Origin of the sequence: Halocatena marina (assembly GCF_023276375.1) — an archaeon.
Lineage (GTDB): Archaea > Halobacteriota > Halobacteria > Halobacteriales > Haloarculaceae > Halocatena > Halocatena marina.
Map to the genome: position 1 here is coordinate 1,570,632 of NZ_JALLPK010000001.1, position 21,053 is coordinate 1,591,684.

General features: G+C 53.0%; 16 protein-coding genes. 8 read left to right on the top strand and 8 right to left on the bottom strand.

What is annotated here, in order from left to right; translation table 11 throughout:
* Window positions 1-174 precede the first annotated feature (174 nt).
* Window positions 175-2,109: an aconitate hydratase gene (locus MW898_RS07185; protein WP_248905803.1), complete on the bottom strand. Its 1,935-nt coding sequence runs from the start codon at window positions 2,107-2,109 to the stop codon at window positions 175-177.
* Between the two features lie 209 nt (window positions 2,110-2,318).
* Between MW898_RS07185 and MW898_RS07190 the strand changes: the two genes are divergently transcribed.
* The 5 genes from MW898_RS07190 to MW898_RS07210 all read left to right on the top strand — a co-directional run bounded on the left by MW898_RS07190 (window position 2,319) and on the right by MW898_RS07210 (window position 6,124).
* Window positions 2,319-3,200 carry an aldo/keto reductase gene (locus tag MW898_RS07190; protein WP_248905804.1) on the top strand — a complete coding sequence of 294 codons (882 nt, stop codon included), beginning with the start codon at window positions 2,319-2,321 and terminating at the stop codon, window positions 3,198-3,200.
* Between the two features lie 12 nt (window positions 3,201-3,212).
* A complete protein-coding gene (locus tag MW898_RS07195; protein ID WP_248905806.1) occupies window positions 3,213-3,932 on the top strand; it encodes a class I SAM-dependent methyltransferase in 720 nt (239 codons plus the stop codon).
* 108 nt (window positions 3,933-4,040) lie between these two features.
* Window positions 4,041-4,475 carry an NUDIX domain-containing protein gene (locus MW898_RS07200; protein ID WP_248905808.1) on the top strand — a complete coding sequence of 145 codons (435 nt, stop codon included), beginning with the start codon at window positions 4,041-4,043 and terminating at the stop codon, window positions 4,473-4,475.
* 161 nt (window positions 4,476-4,636) lie between these two features.
* A complete protein-coding gene (locus tag MW898_RS07205) occupies window positions 4,637-5,533 on the top strand; it encodes an alpha/beta fold hydrolase (protein ID WP_248905809.1) in 897 nt (298 codons plus the stop codon).
* A gap of 90 nt (window positions 5,534-5,623) precedes the next feature.
* Window positions 5,624-6,124, top strand: coding sequence for a GNAT family N-acetyltransferase (locus MW898_RS07210; RefSeq protein ID WP_248905810.1), 501 nt, complete (start codon window positions 5,624-5,626; stop codon window positions 6,122-6,124).
* A gap of 412 nt (window positions 6,125-6,536) precedes the next feature.
* Here MW898_RS07210 and MW898_RS07215 read toward each other — a convergent pair whose 3' ends face one another.
* Complete coding sequence (locus MW898_RS07215) at window positions 6,537-7,781, bottom strand: MFS transporter (protein WP_248905811.1); 1,245 nt, start codon at window positions 7,779-7,781, stop codon at window positions 6,537-6,539.
* Between the two features lie 522 nt (window positions 7,782-8,303).
* Window positions 8,304-9,047, bottom strand: a complete 744-nt coding sequence (locus tag MW898_RS07220) for a 3-hydroxyacyl-CoA dehydrogenase family protein (RefSeq protein ID WP_248905812.1) — start codon at window positions 9,045-9,047, stop codon at window positions 8,304-8,306.
* Between the two features lie 234 nt (window positions 9,048-9,281).
* Here MW898_RS07220 and MW898_RS07225 point away from each other — a divergent pair, with 234 nt between their 5' ends.
* A complete protein-coding gene (locus MW898_RS07225; RefSeq protein ID WP_248905813.1) occupies window positions 9,282-10,082 on the top strand; it encodes an enoyl-CoA hydratase/isomerase family protein in 801 nt (266 codons plus the stop codon).
* 89 nt (window positions 10,083-10,171) lie between these two features.
* A complete protein-coding gene (locus MW898_RS07230; RefSeq protein ID WP_248905814.1) occupies window positions 10,172-10,681 on the top strand; it encodes a hypothetical protein in 510 nt (169 codons plus the stop codon).
* Window positions 10,682-10,861: 180 nt separating this feature from the next.
* Here MW898_RS07230 and MW898_RS07235 read toward each other — a convergent pair whose 3' ends face one another.
* The 4 genes from MW898_RS07235 to MW898_RS07250 form a co-directional block, all read right to left on the bottom strand.
* Window positions 10,862-12,115, bottom strand: coding sequence for an acyl-CoA dehydrogenase family protein (locus tag MW898_RS07235; protein ID WP_248905817.1), 1,254 nt, complete (start codon window positions 12,113-12,115; stop codon window positions 10,862-10,864).
* A gap of 185 nt (window positions 12,116-12,300) precedes the next feature.
* Complete coding sequence (locus tag MW898_RS07240) at window positions 12,301-13,281, bottom strand: MBL fold metallo-hydrolase (RefSeq protein WP_248905818.1); 981 nt, start codon at window positions 13,279-13,281, stop codon at window positions 12,301-12,303.
* A gap of 293 nt (window positions 13,282-13,574) precedes the next feature.
* Window positions 13,575-15,347 (bottom strand): hypothetical protein, encoded by a 1,773-nt coding sequence (locus MW898_RS07245; RefSeq protein WP_248905820.1) that lies wholly within the window; start codon window positions 15,345-15,347, stop codon window positions 13,575-13,577.
* A 552-nt stretch (window positions 15,348-15,899) separates the two neighbouring features.
* On the bottom strand, window positions 15,900-16,940 hold the full coding sequence (locus MW898_RS07250) for an FAS1-like dehydratase domain-containing protein (protein WP_248905822.1): 1,041 nt from the start codon (window positions 16,938-16,940) through the stop codon (window positions 15,900-15,902).
* A gap of 255 nt (window positions 16,941-17,195) precedes the next feature.
* On the opposite strand from MW898_RS07250, the gene MW898_RS07255 reads away from it, so the two are divergent.
* Window positions 17,196-18,797 (top strand): class I adenylate-forming enzyme family protein, encoded by a 1,602-nt coding sequence (locus MW898_RS07255; protein WP_248905824.1) that lies wholly within the window; start codon window positions 17,196-17,198, stop codon window positions 18,795-18,797.
* Window positions 18,798-18,891: 94 nt separating this feature from the next.
* Here MW898_RS07255 and MW898_RS07260 read toward each other — a convergent pair whose 3' ends face one another.
* On the bottom strand, window positions 18,892-20,088 hold the full coding sequence (locus MW898_RS07260) for an acyl-CoA dehydrogenase family protein (protein ID WP_248905826.1): 1,197 nt from the start codon (window positions 20,086-20,088) through the stop codon (window positions 18,892-18,894).
* Window positions 20,089-21,053 lie beyond the last annotated feature (965 nt).

Consider the following 21,053-nt stretch of genomic DNA (forward strand, 5'->3'; position numbering starts at 1 on the left):
TATTCACACCCTGCTTGATAAATTCCATCCTCTACCACTCGAACATGACTATTCTAAACCACATATTCAGATGTGCTGATTCGAGTTTATAATTCTTTTCTAAACTATTGTATGAAGTTATGGAATCCCTGATTCCGGAATGGTCTCAGCTCGGTAGAGTTCTCTCTGATCGTTTCAGCTCTTATAATCTTCGATTAGTCCCCCTTGGAGCACAATTTCGACCTGACGCGCGCTCAAACTGTGTTCTGCAGGGAATTGAGTGTCTTGCGTGGCGTTGTGCACGGTGACTTCGGAGCCGTCTTGCAGGTCCTCACGAACAGTGGGAAGCTCAAGGATGTCGCCCTGCTCAATTGCTGCATAATCGGCTCTGTTAACGAATTCGAGCGGCACGATTCCGAAATTTACGAGATTCTGCCAGTGGATACGGGCGTAGCTGACAGCTAGTGCAGCCCTCATTCCCAGATAGTACGGTGCGAGGGCCGCGTGCTCGCGTGAACTACCCTGCCCATAGTTCGAGCCACCAACCACCATCCACGGCGGTCCCTGGTCTTGCGCCCGCTCGTAGAAGCCCTGCTCAATCTGATCGAACACCCATTCGCTGATCCTCGGGATATTCGATCGATACGGCAGTACGTCCGATCCAGCAGGCATTATTTCGTCCGTTGAGACGTCGTCACCGACTTTCATTAGCACTGGACCTGTAATTGAGTTCGGCACGCGTTCGAAATCTGGCAGTGATTTTACGTTTGGTCCCTTCTCCAACTCGCCACCAGGATTTTCTGGTGGAGCACTCAACGCCGTCTCATCTATGATGATCGTTTCGGGGTCGGTCCAATCTGGATATTCAATATCGTGTGTCTCTTCAAGCGTCCGTGGGTCAGTGATTTCGCCGGTGAGCGCTCCTGCAGCAGCGGTCTCTGGACTACAAAGGAAGACGCTGTCTTCGCGGGTGCCAGTGCGTCCGGGGAAGTTCCGTGGAACCGTGCGCAGGCTGTTTCGGCCAGAAGCAGGTGCTTGACCCATACCGATACATCCGTTACATCCTGCCTGATGGATGCGGGCACCGCTTGCGATCAGCGCACCGAGAAAGCCCATCTCCGTCAAGTTTTCTAGCATCTGTCGGGAAGTGGGATTGACATCGAAGCTGACCCCAGTCGGGACTCGTCGTCCGTCCACGATCTGTGCTGGAACCGCGAAATCGCGCAGCCCGGGATTCGCACTCGACCCGATATAGGCCTGATAGATCTCCTCACCTTGCACGTCAGTCACCGGAACGACGTTCCCGGGACTGGATGGCTTTGCGATTAATGGCTCGATCTCATCGAGCTGAATCGTCTCCGTCACGTGGTATTCGGCGTCATCGTCTGCGTGCAGCGCGCTGAAATCCTCTTTGCGTTGTTGTCGAGCGAGAAATTGCTTTACGGTGTTGTCAGCGGGAAACACGGTGCTTGTAGCACCTAGCTCAGTGCCCATGTTTGCGATGACGTGACGATCCATCGCGGACAGTGTCTCCAATCCAGCTCCATGATATTCAATAACACGACCGACACCGCCATCGACGTCGTGACGCCGCAGCATTTCGAGAATCACATCTTTCGCACTGCACCAGTCGGGGAGTTCACCACGCAGCTCGACACCCCACACCTCGGGCATATTCACGTGGTACGGCTCTCCAGCCATTGCCATTGCGATATCGAGTCCGCCAGAGCCGATCGCTAGCATGCCCATCGCACCTGCGGCTGGTGTGTGCGAGTCCGATCCGAGCAGCGTTTTCCCCGGTACCCCGAACCGTTCCTGATGGACGGGATGTGAGACGCCATTTCCGGCGGGGGAGAACCAAACGCCCCACCTCTCACAGGCGCTTTTCAAAAACAGATGATCGTCGGGATTCTTGTTGTCCTCCTGAATCAGATTGTGATCCACGTATTGGGCAGACAACTCGCTTTCGAGCTGCTCGACCTCCATGGCTTCGAGTTCGAGCATGACCATTGTGCCGGTCGCATCTTGCGTCAGCGTCTGATCGATCTCCAGTGCGATTTCTTCGCCCGGTTCCATCTGTCCGTCGACGAGATGTGCGTCGATGAGCTTCTCGGTCACGGTCCCTGACATACGTAAAAATACAGCGAGAGGATCCTTTGTTCTTGTGCCGTCGTTCAATCGAACAGATGACACTGCATTCGTGATGCTCTGATGGTCGTTTCGTACCGTATCATGCCGTGAACTTTTCGACGTGGTTCTGGTCGTCGTCAAGTGGTTTGCTGATACAAATGATGTAATCTACTGCCAACCATTATAATCATCCCCTCATAACTGCTCCTATGCAAACGCGCGTTCTCGGCGAAACTGGACACGAGAGTACTATCATGACGTTTGGTGCGATCGCTCTCAACTGGCTCGAACAGGACGGTGCGAACCAAATGGTCGAGCATGTCCTCGACTACGGCGTCAATCACTTCGATGTCGCACCGACGTACGGCGATGCAGAACTCAAGCTTGGTCCAAAGCTTCGCCAGCACCGCGACGAGATATTTCTCGGGTGCAAGACACAAGAACGCGAATACGAAGGAGCAAGACACAAGATTGAGCAGTCGCTTACCCGTCTCGGTGTCGAGAAAATCGACCTCTATCAGATCCACGGTCTCGAGTATGAGGAGGAACTAGATACCATCACTGAGGAAGGCGGCGCGCTCGATGCCTTTCGGGAGGCAAGGGACGAAGGAAAGATCGATCATCTCGGTCTGACCAGTCACGGCGCTCCGAAGCTCATTCTCGATGCGATCGACCGTATCGACGACCTCGAAACGGTGATGTTTCCGCTGAACCCCGTCGTCTGCGCAACTAGCGCAGACCACAATTACGAGGCAGTGCTGGAGCGTGCGACGGAGAAAGGAATCGGCACGCTCGTAATCAAGGCCTTCGCGGACGGATCGTGGCCATCGACGGACGAACTTCCAGAAACCGATCGACCGTTCGCAAACTGGTACGAACCTGTCGCCACGCCAGATGAAATCAGAGAGCGATTCGATTTCGCGGCGTCACGCGGCCCAACGAGCGTCGTCAACGCCGGCGACCCGAAACTCGTCTCTATGACTCTCAATGCTGCCACTCGCTACGATGGGATGAACGAAGCCACACAGCGATCACTGATCGAACAGTTACGGCACAACACAAGCCCAGTCCCAGAGCAACTGCACCACTAACGGAGCAACTGAATGGATATTCCACGTACGGTCACCGCTGCACTTGATGACCGTCCAGTATCTGGAGCACGGTGTCTCGAAGCTGGTGCAGGGGTCGGCAACATGACTGGTGGACTCCTTGCGAATGATGCTGCTCGCGTCTACGCCGTTACGAATGAGCGCGATCACGCCCTAACAACACGTCGTCGTGTTGGATCCAATGTCACAGACCGTTTATCAGTGATAGAAGCAGATCTCCGTTCGATTCCGCTCTCGAACGACTCGGTCGACCTCATTACTGCCCATGGGTTATGCAACGTCCTCGCGCCACCAGCTCTCTCGACGATCGCAGACGAACTCACACGAGTTGCAGCCCCGAACTGTCATCTCGTCATCAACGATTACGATCCGCTCCCCTCGGATGCCCCTATTCGTGAACTTTTCGCTATCGAGAATGCCACAGCAGAACTGGCGACCGGTCGCCCCGCGCTGACCTTTCATCCAGCAGAATCTCTCAGGCGACTGTTCGAAGGTTGGGGATGGCAGTTCGACCGTGAGTGTACCCTTCTCGACCCAGTCCCGTGGACCGCGAATCACGTGACAGCACACGCCGACAGAGTGTCGTCACTGGGAGCAGCGCTTCCGGATGACATGAGCAAACCGCTGATGGCTGCGGCCAATCGATTTGTGACAGAGATCGGATCCACCTCAACCGGCCGAATGTATAGTCTCGCACTCTGTTTTTCAGATTGAGCTCCTCTAATTGCTATCGTCTCAGAAGCGTTCCCACGTGCATCAGTTATTTAGGAGACATGTGTTTCATCAGAGGAGTTAAGAGCGAATGCATCGAGCGCTAGCGGGATGGATGAATACGCGTACGTTGTAAACGTTGACGGCGTCGTCGTGCGTAACGACGAATATCTGCTCATCGAACGGGGCCACGAAGAAGACCATGCGAGCGGTCGCTTGGCGTTCCCGGGTGGCAAAGTCGAGCAACCGCCTGGCGAAAACGAAACGATCGAACAGACTGCTGTTCGTGAACTCTCCGAAGAGGTTGGTGTCGAGGTTGGTGATGTCGAGTACGTTCTCAGCTCGACGTTTGAGACCGATGACGGAACGCAGTGTCTCAACATCGTCACGCTATGTGAGTATGTAGGTGGTGAAGCACGGCCGCGTGCTCCAGATGAAGTTGCTGCGGTTCACTGGCTCTCCTACGACGAGATCGAAGAACATGAGGCCATTCCTCCATACATTGAACGGTACGCCGATCGCGTCGAAGCGATTCGGTCGAACTAATCAAAGCCGACGTGTGTGATCGTACTGTCTCAGACGATTTCTGTCCAATGATTCTAACGACCTCTGTGGTCTGTATCACAAGGCTAATACACTATAAACACTATATTCGGAATATATCTAATATAGAACGAGCTTCTTTTTCCGGGGTTGATTCAGAACGGGTGGATCGGCAGACAAAGACTGTATCACTCTCCGATGAACGGACGGTTTCGTATCTCGACTGTGGTGATCCTGATGGCGATCCCATTTTGTACTTCCACGGCAGCCCCGGCAGTCGATACGAGGGATGGTTCTTCGATCGACCGGCACGCGAGCGAGGCTATCGTGTAATTGCGCCAGATCGTCCTGAAATCGGGAGGAGTGATTACCATCAGAACTACTCGCTGCTCAGCTATACGCCGGACGTCGCTGAAATAGCGAGTGAGTTTGACTTCGATCAATTCGATGTCGTCGGCCTTTCGGGCGGTGGAACGACGGCCCTATCGTGCACGGTCGCGTTGCCGAACCGAGTTACGACAGTCGGACTCGTTTGTAGTTGGGCACCTGTTGGTTCCGAACCACAGCTGGCCAACCAACGTGCTCCACTCGACTGGGTGTACAAGCGACTTACCGCGCTCGGTCCAATTCCCTTCGTTCCAGCATTTTCGATACTCGGTCTTGCTGCCCAACAGCTCTCACCCGAGACATTCACCGTGAAACTACTCTCGGGATCGCTCTCGAACGCTGATCGACGAGTGCTCAGCGATCCCGACCGCCAGCGTTTCATGACCGAAAACACTCGTGAATCGGTTCGAGCCGGGGCCCGTGGACCAGCCCGCGATGCGTATCTCAGGTACCGTGATTGGAAATTTGACATCGCCGACGTGTTATGTCCCGTTAAGATTCATCACGGTACCGACGACAGTTTCGCGCCGTACGCGTTCGGCGAGTACCTCCACGACAACACTCCAACATCGACACTGTACACGTATTCAAACCGTGGACATCTCGATTTCTTCACAGACCTGAACACCGTACTGGAGTCGCTCGACGCAGATAGCACAGAGCGTCTCGACTGATGTCGATAGTTGGACCACGGACGGACAGCGTGTGCGTGCCGTTCACAATCCGCCGACAGCCATTTAGAGCGCACAAGTAATGTGAAATACGTGTCCCCTGTTCAGATCCGGTCTGCAACACCGGCTGATGCCCCTGCTATCGAATGGACTGCCCGAAGATCGTGGCATGCTACCTACGACGCACTCCTCGGTGAGCGAGCGGTCAATGAGGTGGTCGACGCGTGGTACGATCTCAGTGATCTTCGGAGCGCTACAAAACGCGACGAACACGTCTTCATCGTTGCATCCAAGGAAGACTCCACAGTAGGCTTCGCACACGCCGCCTTCGACGCTGCGCACAATGGCTGGGTGCTCTTTCGCATCTACGTTGCCCCCGATCACTGGGATAACGGGATTGGCACCGCGCTGCTCGGACGCATCGAGACTGAACTCAAAGATCGTGGGGTATCGACGTACGAACTTGTGGTCTTCGCAGAGAACGATGTTGGCGTCAATTTCTACGAATCCCACGATTTCGATCGGTTCGAGACCGTCGAAACCAAATTCGAAGGAGTCGAGACGGCCGAACACAAGTATCGAAAACAGCTTTGATAGCTGAAATGTGACCGCAACAACGACCACTGGTCACTTGGTGCTGGGAATGTGATCGAATTTATCAGGTGCTGAATCGGCTGTTCGACAATCAGCACGCTCACACAGCGGCCGTCAGGGAGAACCACAGATTCCCTTCATCCCAATAGAGATAATGTCTTTTTAAGCACTTATACAACATGATTTTGAGAAAAGTCATCGTTGGACGATGTTAACACAGATCGAGAAGAGTCGCTGACGCTCCTCCGACAACGACGCGATCGGGATGAGATCAAGCGGAGTTTGAACGTCGTCTCGACGGGCTCCTCGAAACGGAAACCATCGAGCGAGCCGGATCGTACCGCGAAAGTAATCCGACCACAAAGCAATCATCGTAGTCTACTGTGCTTTCAAAATAGCGCAGCGGTTCGGGTTACCACTTCGTCAGTGCAGTTCGGCCATGCGTGTAGCCGAGAATGCCAACAAACAACCCAACTCCAGTAAATGCGGTGAGTGCGCCGGCGTAGAACACCCACTCGATTCCGACCGTTGTCATCAGCAGTCCGCCGATGATTGGGGCAATGATGCTACCTGGACGCCACACGATCGATCGAATACCAAAGCTGCTGGCAACACCCCCGTTTGCCGTTCCTTCGTCTGCGAACAGCGCCATGCTGGCCGGTTCTCGGAAGCTGTCCGCGATCCCGAGAAATCCGTTCAATACGACGAGGGGGACGAACGCAGGCGATAGCGCTCCCAAGAGGGGGATGCTCGATGGGAGCGAAAGCGCAGTACCAAATGCTGGTGTGAACGGTACCGCAAGCGCCACCAAACCGTAGAGGCTGCCGCCGATGAACACAAACAGTGATCGCCCGAATCGATCCGAGAGACGCCCCATATACGGTTGACTGAGCATATTTGTGAATTTCTCCGCTACAATCACGACGCTGACAACAGCCGTGCTGTATGCTAATCCCCCTTTCATGGCCGAGACGCCGGCGTAAATTGGAATCCACGTCCGTACGAGAGTGACTGCAATCGCGTACTGTGCTCGAAAGCTCGTGATAGTGAGAATACGACGATTGACCGCGAGATCAGTAAACGCGAATCCTTGGACGCTGGTCGTATCAGGCTCGACGAACAGCCATACGGTTACGAACGCGAGCGAAACAACCACGACGAGGACACTGAATACGGCTGTGAATCCGAATAGCTGGTACAAGATACCAGCACTCAGCGTTCCGAGAATCGCAGCAGCAAAGCGCCACGAATTTGCCATTCCAATGATGTTTGCACGACGACCAGATGGAGCAAGTTCACCGACGAGAGCGAGACTCATCAGTCCCATCCCCGTGGCGGCAATCCCCTGCAGACCACGTGTGAGGATGAATCCAGTACTTGATGAGACGACAGCAAACGCTCCGTACGCGAGAACGCCAATCCCGAGACTACCAAGGAGGACGGATCGTTTATCGTACCGATCGCCTGCCCAAGCAAGTGGGATGACTGCGATCGCTTGTGCGAGTGTGAGTCCTGTTGTGAAGAGGCCAATCACGACACCAGATGGATCGAACAGATCAATGTACGTCGGAAGGAGCGTGAGCAAGGTGATGAGACCGAAACTGCTTGCAAATCGGGCAAGGTAAAGAGCGTAGAGTTGACGAGTCTCCTGTGTCACCTGTAACAGTCATTTCATCACCTAAAAAACGATTTCCATGTCCGGTCGTCAATAGGCGGCTGGTTTTGATTTTGAGCGCTAACCGACCCACCAATGAAGATATTTTGACATTGGTGGGAACAAAAATATGATTGATGACGTTTGAACGACGTTGTTTGGATAGCAAACTGTATCGTTTATATGAGTGGAAACTTTCACCGCTAGCATTCAGCTTCTGTTAACGGATTATGCCTACAGTGTTCTAAATCGACTAAATTGCTTTCGTATGTCGAATGATTTCAATGTATACACTTGGTCTTCTAGCCATTTCGACCGTGAGAGCGGTGATACTACCATATTTTTGGAAGTTTAACCGTAATAAATTTTTGCATGTCCCACCGGGACGGGTGTTGAAATAAAACGTTCTGCTGGCACTTCCGTGTTTTTCAGTTTTCGCTCACTAAAAACTGCTCGATAACTCCTAGATCAATTGTTTGATCATCAGAAATATCAATCTATGCAGAAATTTTCAGTAATCCACTCCTAGTCCCATTCCTCACCAATACTAGCGCCTTCAAGGGGACCAACAGGAAGATTACGTCCTTTACGCATCGCAACATTCACATCGTCTTCGGATGCAATCCCTTCGCGCACCACTTGTCTGGCTTCCTCGACCATCGCCCCCCAGATTCGGTTGACAATAAACCCGTATCGTTCGGGAGCGTCCTCGACCATGACGGGGGTTTTCCCGATATCTTCGACAACATCGGTCATCAGATCAATCACGCTCTGATCGGTCGCCTCTGCTTTGACAATCTCGACGAGATCCATGATTTGTGCTGGATTGAAAAAGTGAGCCCCAGCAACACGAGACGGATCCTCGACAGCGTTGGAGACGCTAGCGACCGAAAAGCCACTGGAGTTAGTATACAGTGGAATATCATCGTTCGTCACCTCAGATAGCTCGTTGAAAACCCGGCCTTTGAGAGCAAGATCCTCCGGAACAGCCTCAATAACCATGTCCGTTCCGTTGACAGCCGCTTCGATGTCCGTAGTGAGCTCAAGACGATCGAGAGCATCCGCTTTCTCATCTTCGGTGAGATATCCTCCCTCTACCGCTCGATTCAATCCGTAGTTACCGAACTCGATACGCTCTCGAGCATCATCGAGTACATCCTGTTCGATATCCCGAATCGTTACTTGATAGCCATTCTGAAGGAGATTCTGTCCGATTCCGGATCCCATGATACCGGCACCGATGATAGCTACGTGGTCTACGACTGTCATACGATGGTTGATCCGTAAGAGCAGGAATAAATGTTTGTTATCTCCGATTGGCTTTCCGGTACTGGTAAGATGGAGAAACGAACCGAAGTGCCATAGCACCAGAGCAGAATTCTCGCTGGCCGCACCAGATGGGGCAGAGAACAGCGATGACGACGGGAAAGACACCCGAATCCTCGATCGTTCGAGAGAGGTTGGGGAAGAAGTATTTGTACGTGGCACCTGATGCGGTAGTAGATGCACGAAGAATTCGAGACGGTCCGCGTAGCATTCGACGAAGAACAGGGTCTCGCCACGCTGACGCTCAACCGACCGGATTCGCTGAACGCGATGAACGGCCAAATGCGAAAGGACATTGAATCGGGACTTGATCTCCTTACAGAGCACGATGAAGCGGCGGACGGTGTCGCGGTACGAGCTGTTGTAATCGAGGGGACCGGTGATCGGGCATTCTGTGCTGGGGCGGATATCACCGGCTTTTCAGGGGTGTCACCCGCTGCGTTCGAGCCCCACTCGATGCGTGATTCAATCATCGAATTCCCTGCACCGGTGATCGCAAAGATCCACGGTTACTGTCTCGGCGGCGGACTCGAACTCGCGCTCGCGTGTGACTTCCGAATTGCGTCTGAGTCGAGTCGCCTCGGATTTCCTGAGGTCGATCTCGGGCTTCTCCCCGGTGCCGGCGGAGTCCAGTACGTCGCGCGTCTCGCCAGCCCATCGTTCGCAAAGGAACTCGCAATGACTGGCGAACACATCTCTGCCGAGCGTGCAGCAAGCGAAGGAGTCCTTAACCACGTCTACTCCGACGCAAATATCGACGCTGAAGTCGATGCGTTCGTCGAGACGTTAGCAGCGAAGCCGCCGCTTGCAATCCGTGCTGTGAAAGACTCCGGAAATGTCGCTGCAGAGACAGGCCTCCACGAGGGACGAAAATACGACCGTCGAATATTCTCGACACTACTGCAGACCGATGACCACGAAGAGGGTGCGCGGGCGTTCGCCGAAGACGACTACGAACCGGAATTCAATGGCCGATAGGACATCCCGATTTCTGTTGTTTCTTGCTGATTGGGAATGTATACAATTCTATACATAAAATTTAAGATTCTTGATTCTATGTTGAGAATATGAAATCGTTTTCCGATCCGGAGTGTCTCCGCAAGCGGCGTGGGATCGCCTTCGAGAAAGAGCGGATCGTCTGTGAACGAGACGAATTCGACTACTTTGCGTCCCTCAGCGGGTTGGCTGCAGTCGGTGTCACCAACAAGAGAGGTGCTGTGTTACTTATGGACAGCACTCACGGATGGCGGTTGCCGTATGGACCAGTCGATCCGGGCAAAGACTGGCTCACTGCTGGGTCGCAGATGAGTGAGACCCTAACTGGTGTCGAGGTCAGCGTCACCTCTGTCGAACGTGTAAGTAAGTTAATTCGCCGTTTGGAGGGTAGCGAGGAACTGAGTACGGTGAGTTACGACGTGGTTCTCCGCTTGACCCCCGTGACTGGCGAACCTATCGCGGATGATCCCAGTTTCGGTCCGTGGGACGAAGTAGAACTTGGCTGGTTCGATACGATACCCGAAGACGCATACTGGGACCACGAAAGCGCTGTCGATGATATTCACTCGATCAGTGGGTGATGAGAGTGCGAACAGCATATCGATGCTGCCGGGAGAGTTAAAGAGATGGGGAACCGCGGGTCGCGTTCCTCTTGAATAGTGGTGTACTCGACGCACCTGAGCGATTCGATGGAACAGCCATCTGTGTAAGATTGGTGGAACGTGTTCCAAAGCGTCTCACCGAGACCATTCACCGGCGATTTATTCGTCAGCTGAACTTTCTGCGCGTCGGTCGGGATCGAATCGGAGAACGTGATTGATCTCCTCTTCTCGAATATCTTCGAAGGCGTCACGAGCAATCGAGCGTCGATGAACCTCATCAGCGCCGTCGACAATGCGGAATGCGCGGACGTTCTCGTAGAACTGCGCCAACGGGAGATCTTTCCCGATCCCATTCGCGCCACAGCACTGCACCGCCAGATCGATGATTTCGTTCGTGACGTTCGCTGTGAACACTTTCGCCATCGCGACTTCGATGCGAGCTTCGCTCTGGTCGAGTTCACGGGCAGCGTGGCGAACACCTGTTCGGGCCATGTGCAGTTTCGTCTCTGCGTCAGCGATCCGGTGACGAAGTGCTTGTTTGTTGGCCAAGGGTTCACCAAAGCCCTCCCGTTCACTCAGGTACGCCTTCGCGATGTCGAGTGAGCGCTCAGCCATCCCGGAATACCGCATACAGTGGGTGAGCCGACCACCACCCAACCGCATTTGCGCGATCTGAAATCCTTGTCCCTCCTCACCGACTGTATTCTCGACCGGCACACGAACGTTTTCGTACTTGATCTCGGCGTGACCGAACTCTCGTTCGGTGATGTCGTGTCCGCCGAGATGTGAGATATTGCGAACGATATTCACTCCGTCTGTGTCAGTCGGGACGAGAATGATCGACGTGCCGGCATAGGGGTGAGCGTCTAAGTCTGTTCGGGCCATCACGAGCAAGAAATCAGACTCTTTGCCGCCGGTGGTCCACCACTTGTGTCCGTTGATGACCCACTCGTCACCGTCCTTCTCGGCGGTTGTTCCGAGCATCTTTGGATCCGACCCACCTCCTTGCATCGGTTCAGTCATCGAGAATCCTGACGAGAATTCACCTTGAACGAGGGGACGAAGCCACTCTTTTTTCTGTTCTTCAGAGCCGACTAGTTCGAGAGTGTGCATATTACCCTCATCAGGTGCGTTCGCACGAATCGAAATCGCGCCAATAAGCGAACGACCCACCTGCTCGAAGGAAGGCAACATGTCGCGGAACGCTAGTCCTTGACCACCGTACTCCTCGGGCATCTGTGGAGCGAACAGATTTCGCTCCTTTGCCATCTCCCACAGCTCGCTGATTTCGTCGTCCGTGATCTGTTCACCTGTTGCGAGTGCCTCCCGTTCCCGTGGGAGTACGACATCGTCCATGAACGCCTGTACGCGATTCGCTACTTCTCTCGCTGTCTCGGAATCGTGGTATTTCATGGCTCAAATTTGTATACAAATGATATAAAAGTGCGGTGAAGACGGACACTGTCTTGTCGCCGATACTATAATACGCCTTCACGGAACGTACGACATGTTGTCTATCACTCACACAACCGCATCACATGACATAAATTCACAATATTGGGAGTCTCCTGTCCGTCGTGGGTGAAATCGCCGCTGGTTCAAATCACTGTATCGATCATCGATTTGGCATCCGAACGAAGGGCATAGCCATCGGGCGTTGACACAACAATATTGTGGTGTTCCAGATGATCGAGGTGGGCGTACGCTTCACCTGGTCCGTGCATGACGTGGATCCCTTCGAGGTCGCCGAAGAGATGGGCACTCACCTCCCACGCGTTCGCTGGACCGTGTTCGGCGAGCACGCGACTGACTCGTTCGGCACGTTCTCGGTGGTGGTCAATAATGAACTGCGCTCGTTCGGCAGGATTATCGATAACGTCGCGGTGGCCGGGCCACACTCGCGAATATCCTCGTTCTGAAATCGTTTTGAGTGTGTCGAGATAGCGTTCGAGCGGCCGATCGACGCGCACATCCGCACCGCCGACGTTCGGCGTATAAACAGGAAGGAGTGCGTCACCGACGAACGCTTCCGAAGAGTCGTTCGCTCCATCGAATTCGAAACAACACAGACCGGCAGAGTGACCTGGCGCATGAAGTACGCGCAGTTGGATTTCACCGGCACCAACTTCGAGGACCTCTCCGTCTGTGATGGTCTCTACGCTCACAGGATCACCCGCGATTGCGTCACTACCATCAAGCCGCTTGCGGAGCTCACTCCGTTTTTCAGCGGGCATTCCCCATTCATCAAATCGTTCGCGTTGTAACGCTTGCAGTCGCGTTATCGCCGTTTCATCCTGTTGGACGATCGGCGCGTCGGCCTCATGAACGTAGACAGTCGCCCCGCTCTCGTGCTGTATCGTACCGGCGAGACCAGTGTGATCTGGATGCCAGTGTGTCAAAACGATAGTATCGATATCGCTAAAATCGTGACCATGTGTGGCAAGATGGTCCCGAAGTTGCTGGTCGGTCTCAGCCGTTGCAATCCCCGTATCAATCAGTGTTGTCTCATCCGTGTGTTGCAGGAGATACGCGTTGTTGCGGCCCTCAAATTCGGCGTTTCCCAGCTTTAGTGCGTGCACGACACGCCATAGCGTTCACTCCGTTATCATTGTTCTGCTGTCTAGCTGTGATGAGTGACTATCCAACCGAACATTCTCACACCTTGGCTTCACTCGAATAGCGATGAGAATGGGTGTGTCGAATCTTCAGTCGGAGGTGGTGCCTGCGTCCGTGATTTGTCCCTTATCTGACATGGAACATTCGACCCGTCTAAATGGTGTCAAAGCCCAATCAGTATTGCGGGTGCCGATTCCGGCACTGTCTGATCGTCACTCGCTAGTACTCGATTCAACAATAGCTTACATCGTGTACATCAACACGCGTGTGGGTACTCGTCTTCTGAGTCCTCCGAGTCCTCCTTTCTCTCCTTCTTCTCTTTCTTCTCCTTCTTCTCCTTCTTCTCCTTCTCTTCCTTCTTCTCCTTCTCTTCCTTCTTCTCCTTCTCTTCCTTCTTCTCCTTCTCTTCCTTCTTCTCCTTCTCTTCCTTCTTCTCCTTCTCTTCCTTCTCTTCCTTCTCTTCCTTCTTCTCTTTTCTCTCCTCCCTCTCCTCTTTCTTCTTCTCCCGCGCCTTCAACTCCTTCTTCGAGTCTTTCTCTTTCTTCTTCTCCCGTGCCTTCAACTCCTTCTTCTTATCTTCGTGAGTGCTGTCGTTGTTCAGATTGTTGTCAGCATTCTTGTGGTTGTTTCCGTTTTCGTCGGGGCAATGCACCCGGAACCAGCAGATTTTCGATTCCTTCTTTCGCGTGCCATCGTTCACGCAGGAGATCGTAGCGCAGAACTGGCCGTCGACGGGTTCGGCAGTAACTGGCTTATGTTCTTTACAGTCCTTAAAGCAATCACACGACGTGGGATCACCGTGGTGCTTGTTTTGCTTTCTGTCGCGGTGTTTCTTGTCGTGATGATCCTTTTCGTCGCCCCAACAGTGTCGGCCGTTGTGTCGCTTCTTTCGCGTCGCGTAGCTGACGGCAAACGGGAACGGGGCACAGATCGTTACTTCCTTTTTGCCTCCTTCGATCGAGAAGACGTCCGGATCAACCTCCTCGCCAATATCGTCGTAGGTATCAGGCCACCATTCACCATACTTGCGCGTATACGCGATATTGAGTCCCGGCGGACACACTGGTTTCGTGCACGGCCCATCAGCTGCCTCCACGAATTCGTCGAATATTGTGTCTCCGTTGAACATCACGATGAGACGCGACGGATTTCGGTCCCCCGGAAGATCAACCTCTGCCAAACCGTCTTCGTCGACTTCTGGGGTGTACGTCTCTTCGGAGTCGTCCTCAAAGATGACCGTTACGTTCAACACCGAACCGCTGGGTATGTTTTCGGTTTGAATAGTGATACAATCACACCGGACATCCACATCGACGACCGCAGGATTATCGCCGCACGGTGCGTCTGACGCCATTACACCCATGTCATACAACAACACGGGTGGTTCATTTGGATCTGGCTGGTACGTGATCTTTACGTGTATCGGATTGAGATCACCGGGCTCCAGAGTAACAGATGCCTGATTATCAGTTACGGTCACATCTTCTGTCTGTGTCGTCCCGTTACCGTACGTTACTTCTACCTGCAGCGTACTACCATCTGGGATATTCGTGGTTTCGATGCTGACCCCCTCGCAGGTGACCTCCACGACCTCGGCAGTTGGGGGGTCCTCACCCGCACACGTGTAGAATGTCGCGTTACTGATATCCTGTAGCATCGGTGGTTGACCATCGACTTGCTCAAGACAGAACGTAACGTCCCCGCTTAGGTTATCAGGAACTTCTGCGAGGAAGCAGTTCTGCCCCGCCTTGAGCGTCAGGTAGTCGGCACCCTCCGGAATGTCCTCTGCCGGGAGTGTAAAGCAGGTGCCAGAGAGTCCAGAAAACAATGGTTCTAGTGCAGTCGGCCCGTCGCAGACGTCCTCGACACAACCAATACACTGTCCCGCCTGTCCACCTGGAGGATTTTGTGGGGGTAGACTCGCTTCACCACAGAAGGGCGCTGGGATTTCACCATTCTGCGCTGACGACTTCACCGTAAATCCACTGACTCCAGCGAGACTAGCACCACCCACTGCGAGTCCTTTCAAACACGTTCTCCGATTGACTCTTTCGAGGCTTTTATTTATTTCTTTCATTACATCCACCACAATATTCGGGCTTTAGTTTGTTATAACACCCCTAACGGTGCGTATATACCTCCTGAACACCGAACTGCACTGTATTTTCCGACAATATACAAAGAAGTGCTAAATAGTACGCTCTTGAAGAAATTGATACAGATACTAACAACGTAACTCAAAGACAGTAAGAGGAGCAAGATCATTATTCTGAGTCGTGTTATGCTCGCTGACGAATCGTCGGTGTGATCCTTCGCCGTCAACCACAAGAGCACATGACTATTGTTTGATTATCAGGGACTCATGGGTACGACCCTAGATGAAGATGACAGTTGCCTTGTGTTTACAGACACATCTGTGCCGAGAACCGGCCACGTAGTACTAGTAGCTTTCACGCTCGTGTTTTCCATGCATAATTGTCCCCAAGCAGATATTATCCACTCACACACGACAGAGCGGTGCAGCACAACAGTACCCGTTTGAACTTTCGTCCATCCCTATCCCAACCGATATCAACCAACACTACTCTGGCAGAACGGCTGTCGCCTGCCCTGTGAGCACTCGTTCACCATCTGCGCGCACGACGTGCAGATCAGCCTCAACGTACTCATCACCATCATCCATATTGACACTCGTCACTTCGGCATTCGCGGTAATCGTGTCTCCTGACCATGTCTGTGACTGAAACCGGATCGAGAACATTTTCACAGCATCTAACCCGAACCAGTCGGCCACCATGTGAGCCGCGATCCCCGCGGTGAACATTCCTTGTCCGAATACGCTTGGATTCCCCGCGGCCTGCGCGTATGGTTCGTCGTAGTGAATCGGATTGAAATCTCCACTCGAACCAGCATACCGAACGAAATCATGCCGTCTGAGCGGACCGACAGTCACCGTCGGAGCTGTGTCTCCCACTTCGAGTGTGCCCATCCGAGCTGGATCGGGAGCTGTCGTCTCTGTGACCAAACTGTCTGGCAAAGTCGCTCGTTCGATCTGTTCGCTGCTTTGTGATTCTAGTGAATGGTCGGTGTCAGATAATCTGTGCCCATCATCGTGATCTCCATGAGGAGTACGGTCGGTACTCGATTCCGTGACAGCGCCGTCAGTTTCGATGACTGTCGCACGCTCAGCGAGCACTCGCTCATCGGAACGATCACGGTAGACAGTTTCGACTTCAGCGAACGTCATTGTCCCACCACGGCTGCCTTCACGCTCGTAGACATCAACGAGCGTCGTCTCGCCACTCACAACGTCTCCGACAAGGAGCGGACGTTCGTACTCGTAGCTGTGCTCGCCGTGGAGTACATACGCTGGTCGGAACCCCAGATCGAGTTCCGCACCAGTACGGTAGCGAGGAAACACTCCCGTTCGGGTGAACGTCAGTGGTGCAGGTACACTATCGAATCCACGTGATTTCGCAGCTTCTGGATCGTAGTGAATGGGATTATCGTCGGAAACGGCCCGAGCGAACTCCGCGACCTTTCCCGCTTCGACAACGAGACCCTGAACAGTCGTGTGTGTTTCACCGATCCGTTCCTGGAGATGCTCATGCTGTTCTGTCACAGGTACACCCTTGCCCAGTCATATGAAACAGTGGCGGAGAAACGAGTATAAACGTGTCGGCAGAGCGTCCATACTCACTACGGCAGATGCATAGTGTAGGAAGTATCGAATAATTCCGGTCACCATGCCACGAAACACGTGCATCACCGTGAATCGTTGAGTGTTGTCCAATTACTGTTTCATCCGTCCGCAGATGGTGTTGAAGATCGTGACAGTCACAATCTATATCATGGAAACGAACGAACGCGCTACAGTATGGATCCTGTCCCAGCGGAGACACTCATGCAACCGCCGCACGATGGAACTGTTGTGAACCTATTACAACGATCGGCAGAGCTGTTTCCCGATCGAGTAGCGCTCGAGCACGCTGGTGAAACTGTCACGTACCGCGAGTTCACCGATCGAGTCCAGCGCATCGCTGGCGGTCTCTCTGAGCACGGGCTTGATCCTAACGACCGACTCGGCGTCTACCTCCCAAACGGGATTGACTTTTGTGCCATTCTCTGGGCGTGTGTTCATGCAGGGATTGTCGTGAGTCCACTCAATCCGCAGTATCGACGTCGTGAGATCGAACATCAACTCAGTCATTCCGACGCACAGGCGGTCGTCGTGGGGCCCAGTGGCGCAGAACACGCTCGTCCAGTTGCAAACGATCTCGGTATCGACGTAATCGGCGCGGGACTCGATACCGACACAACACTTGCGGGACTCACAAAGCGTGGCGACCCAACGACTGTCGAACGGGGAGACAACGACATCCTCCTTCAACCCTACACATCGGGGACGACTGGTCAGCCAAAGGGAGTCTTGCTCACACACAAGAATTTCAGAGTACAGATCGTTAACAGTGTCGCAAGTTACACTGCCGGACCGGTCCGGGGAGACGCGCTGACGGTACTCCCGTTGTACCACGTCACTGGTCTGCTCGGGATGATGTCGGCGCTGTGTACTGGACGGACGATGCACTTGTTGCGACCGGATCAGTGGGACCCCGATCTCGTGCTCGAAACGATTGCTGAGTACGATGTACCGGCGTTTATCGGGGTCGCAACCATGTTTACAGATCTCCTCGAAGCGTACGATCCAGAGCGACACGATCTCACCACGCTGAGGCGAGTAGGACAAGGAGGAGATAAGCTCCCCGAGCCGGTTCACGAGCGATTTGAAGCCGCGTTCGACGTTGCCGTCTCAGAAGGATACGGATTGACAGAGACGACTGCCGCCACCCATGCAGTCCGCGCGTCGACGCTCGGTGATCGTGTAGGAAGTGTCGGCCAGCCGATCGGACACACTCGCTCGAAGATTATCGACGAGGACGGTGAGGAAGTTTCCGTCGGCGAAAAGGGCGAGCTCGTTCTCAAAGGGCCGCAGGTGATGGCGGGCTACTATCGGGACGAGGGGAGTACACGGGAAGCGTTCACGGAGGACGGATACTTCAGGACTGGTGATATCGCGTACTGCGATCCGGATAACTATCATTACATCGTTGGACGTGAGAAGGAGATGATCCTTACCGCGGGGTACAACGTCTATCCGTCAGAAGTCGAACGCGTTCTCTACGATCATCCAGCAATCAACGAGACAGCGGTGTTCGGACTGGCTGATGAACGACGCGGCGAGACCATTGCCGCTGCCGTCACGCTCACCGAGGGTGCAACGCTCACGGTTGATGAAATCAAATCGTATGTCCTCGATGAGCTCGCACCATACAAACATCCCCGCGTCGTCGAAATTCTTGATACCCTTCCAAAGACTGGATCGGGAAAGGTGAAAAAGACGATGCTTCAGAAGACGTTCGCCGAAAAGTACGGCCGGGAGCGATCGATCGATGCAGAGTCGGAGTCTCACACCGAGTAGCTGTTGCTACCAACAGCACACTCTCTGAAAACGAAGGCACAAAACACGGACAATGAACACGGATAATGAACGAGGACAGCCCCCGACGATGAAATCAGATGAGCTCTCGTGCAATGGTTCGTTTCTGAATCTCGTCGGTTCCTTCGAAGATCCTGAGAACTCGCGCTGATCGGTACTGGCGTTCAATTGGTGTGTCTTTCATGAAGCCAGCACCACCGTAGACCTGCATTGCAACGTCCGCAGCGTCGTTGTTGAGCTGTGCTCCGCGGAGTTTCGCCATTGACTCTTCCTTTCGAGCACGCTTTCCGCTGTCGATTTTCCACGCTGCATACCGATAGAGCTGGCGTACCTGCTCGATATCGGTTGCCAGATCTGCAAGCTGAAACGAAACCCCCTGCCGGTGACCAATCGGTTTCCCAAACGTCTCTCGGTCGCGCGCGTAGTCGGTTGCGAGATCGAGTAAGTACTGAGAACTACCGACAGCACTCGCAGCGATCTTGATACGTCCGGCACCGATCCAGTTCATCGCGGTCTGGAAGCCACGATCGATTTCTCCCAAGACCTTGTCTTCGCCGACGCGACAGTCATCAAAACGCAGTTCTGCCTGTGCACCAGGGGTAAGGCCCATCGTCCGGTGGACCTTCGCTACTTCGTATCCCGGATTGTCGCGGTCAACGAGAAAACAGCTGATTCCCTCGTACTCACCGTCTTCGCCGGACGTACGCGCAAACACCATCGCAAAATCGGCGTACGGTCCGTTCGAGATCCAGTACTTGTTGGCGTTGATCACCCACTCATCACCATCTTTCTCGGCTGTCGCATCCATGTATTGGGGATCGCTTCCGTGAGCTGGTTCAGTGAGTGCGAAACAGGTTGTGATATCGCCGTCCATCAGCGGATTGAGATACGCTTCTCGTTGGGCGTCGTCACACGCGAGCAGGATTGGTGTTGGCCCACCCGCACCACTGGTTATGGCTGTGTGAAATCCCGGTGGGCGGTTCGAGAGATATTCTGTGACGATTGATTGGGTAAGAACATCGATCCCTCCACCACCAACCGCTTCAGGCATTCCCATCGCGTAAAAGCCCGCCTCAGCACTCTTTTTTCGGATCTGTTCGATAACGTCGCGGTACGCTGGGACTTGATAGTTGTCCTCGTCAACAATGTGGCGTTCGTAGTCTTCGCCGAGAAATTCTGGATGTTTGTTTTCGAGCGGTGTTACTTCCTGTTCGATGAAATCATCGAGTGCGCGTTTAATCTGTGTGGCTTCTTCCGGTTCGCTGAAATCCATATGTCACTATTTTTGAATCCATTCCTCATAAATATCACGTGGGGAAGTATGATGCGTGATCTAACAATATTGTATCGAAGGAGCAATCGACCCGAGACGAATCGTCATTCATCACTGCAGCGTACCGTAGTGTCGATCACAGTTGTTCCTATCGACTGCTTCCAATAGAACAACCAAACCGACAACATTGGTGACCCCCGTCTGTATCCATTCTGTGAATATCGCACCCAGACAGCCACTCAGACTCATCTTACAATATGATGTCGCCGTCTCACGAACCGCTATGACCCAACGAACAGCATTCGGAGTAGGATCGATCGTTCCACACCAACAGCGCCCTCTGCTATCGTCTTAAACTTCGTATGTGGATAAATATTTAGTTCAAGGTTTGATAATACTATACACCAGCATTAGGTATAGAATTACACACGTACGTGTGTAATGTACTACGTACATTTTCAGAGATAATTGGTGAGTCAATCAACAGCTGATTAGGTGACCATTCCAATACGTATCATGCATACAGGATCGGTAAGATCATCAATCAGACATATTAGCAGAGACCGTCGGATATACTCCGAGTTACTAGTTGCTCCAATAATTCATATGTGACGACAGATCTACACGATTTCTGAGGTAGTAGCTAAATTAGAAGTATTTACTCATTTACACTCTGATAAGGAGGTGCACAATGAATGTATGTCATCGTACAGGGCCAGTATGGATTAGCGTCTTGTAGAACAAGTATGATCAAAGCATCCAACAGTCAATAGTGTGTCATACAGACGATATCTCTGATATTTGTATAGAATGGTGTGGACAGCCTGTATGGTCGTTGTTTCGTAGATCGCAATAGCCTCGCTTTCTTCAAATATCCTTTATGTATTATAATTAGGTATCCTTCATGTTAACAACGTATGTATCATAGTACCGGAATTCTATACAAAATCAGCTGAAACAGCCCG

What these genes read in the sequence shown, in the direction of transcription:
- MW898_RS07225 (WP_248905813.1), top strand. Translation starts at nt 9,282, where the DNA reads ATGCACGAAGAATTCGAGACGGTCCGCGTAGCATTCGACGAAGAACAG.
- MW898_RS07185 (WP_248905803.1), bottom strand. Translation starts at nt 2,109, where the DNA reads ATGTCAGGGACCGTGACCGAGAAGCTCATCGACGCACATCTCGTCGAC.
- MW898_RS07230 (WP_248905814.1), top strand. Translation starts at nt 10,172, where the DNA reads ATGAAATCGTTTTCCGATCCGGAGTGTCTCCGCAAGCGGCGTGGGATC.
- MW898_RS07235 (WP_248905817.1), bottom strand. Translation starts at nt 12,115, where the DNA reads ATGAAATACCACGATTCCGAGACAGCGAGAGAAGTAGCGAATCGCGTA.
- MW898_RS07190 (WP_248905804.1), top strand. Translation starts at nt 2,319, where the DNA reads ATGCAAACGCGCGTTCTCGGCGAAACTGGACACGAGAGTACTATCATG.
- MW898_RS07260 (WP_248905826.1), bottom strand. Translation starts at nt 20,088, where the DNA reads ATGGATTTCAGCGAACCGGAAGAAGCCACACAGATTAAACGCGCACTC.
- MW898_RS07200 (WP_248905808.1), top strand. Translation starts at nt 4,041, where the DNA reads ATGGATGAATACGCGTACGTTGTAAACGTTGACGGCGTCGTCGTGCGT.
- MW898_RS07255 (WP_248905824.1), top strand. Translation starts at nt 17,196, where the DNA reads ATGGATCCTGTCCCAGCGGAGACACTCATGCAACCGCCGCACGATGGA.
- MW898_RS07195 (WP_248905806.1), top strand. Translation starts at nt 3,213, where the DNA reads ATGGATATTCCACGTACGGTCACCGCTGCACTTGATGACCGTCCAGTA.
- MW898_RS07220 (WP_248905812.1), bottom strand. Translation starts at nt 9,047, where the DNA reads ATGACAGTCGTAGACCACGTAGCTATCATCGGTGCCGGTATCATGGGA.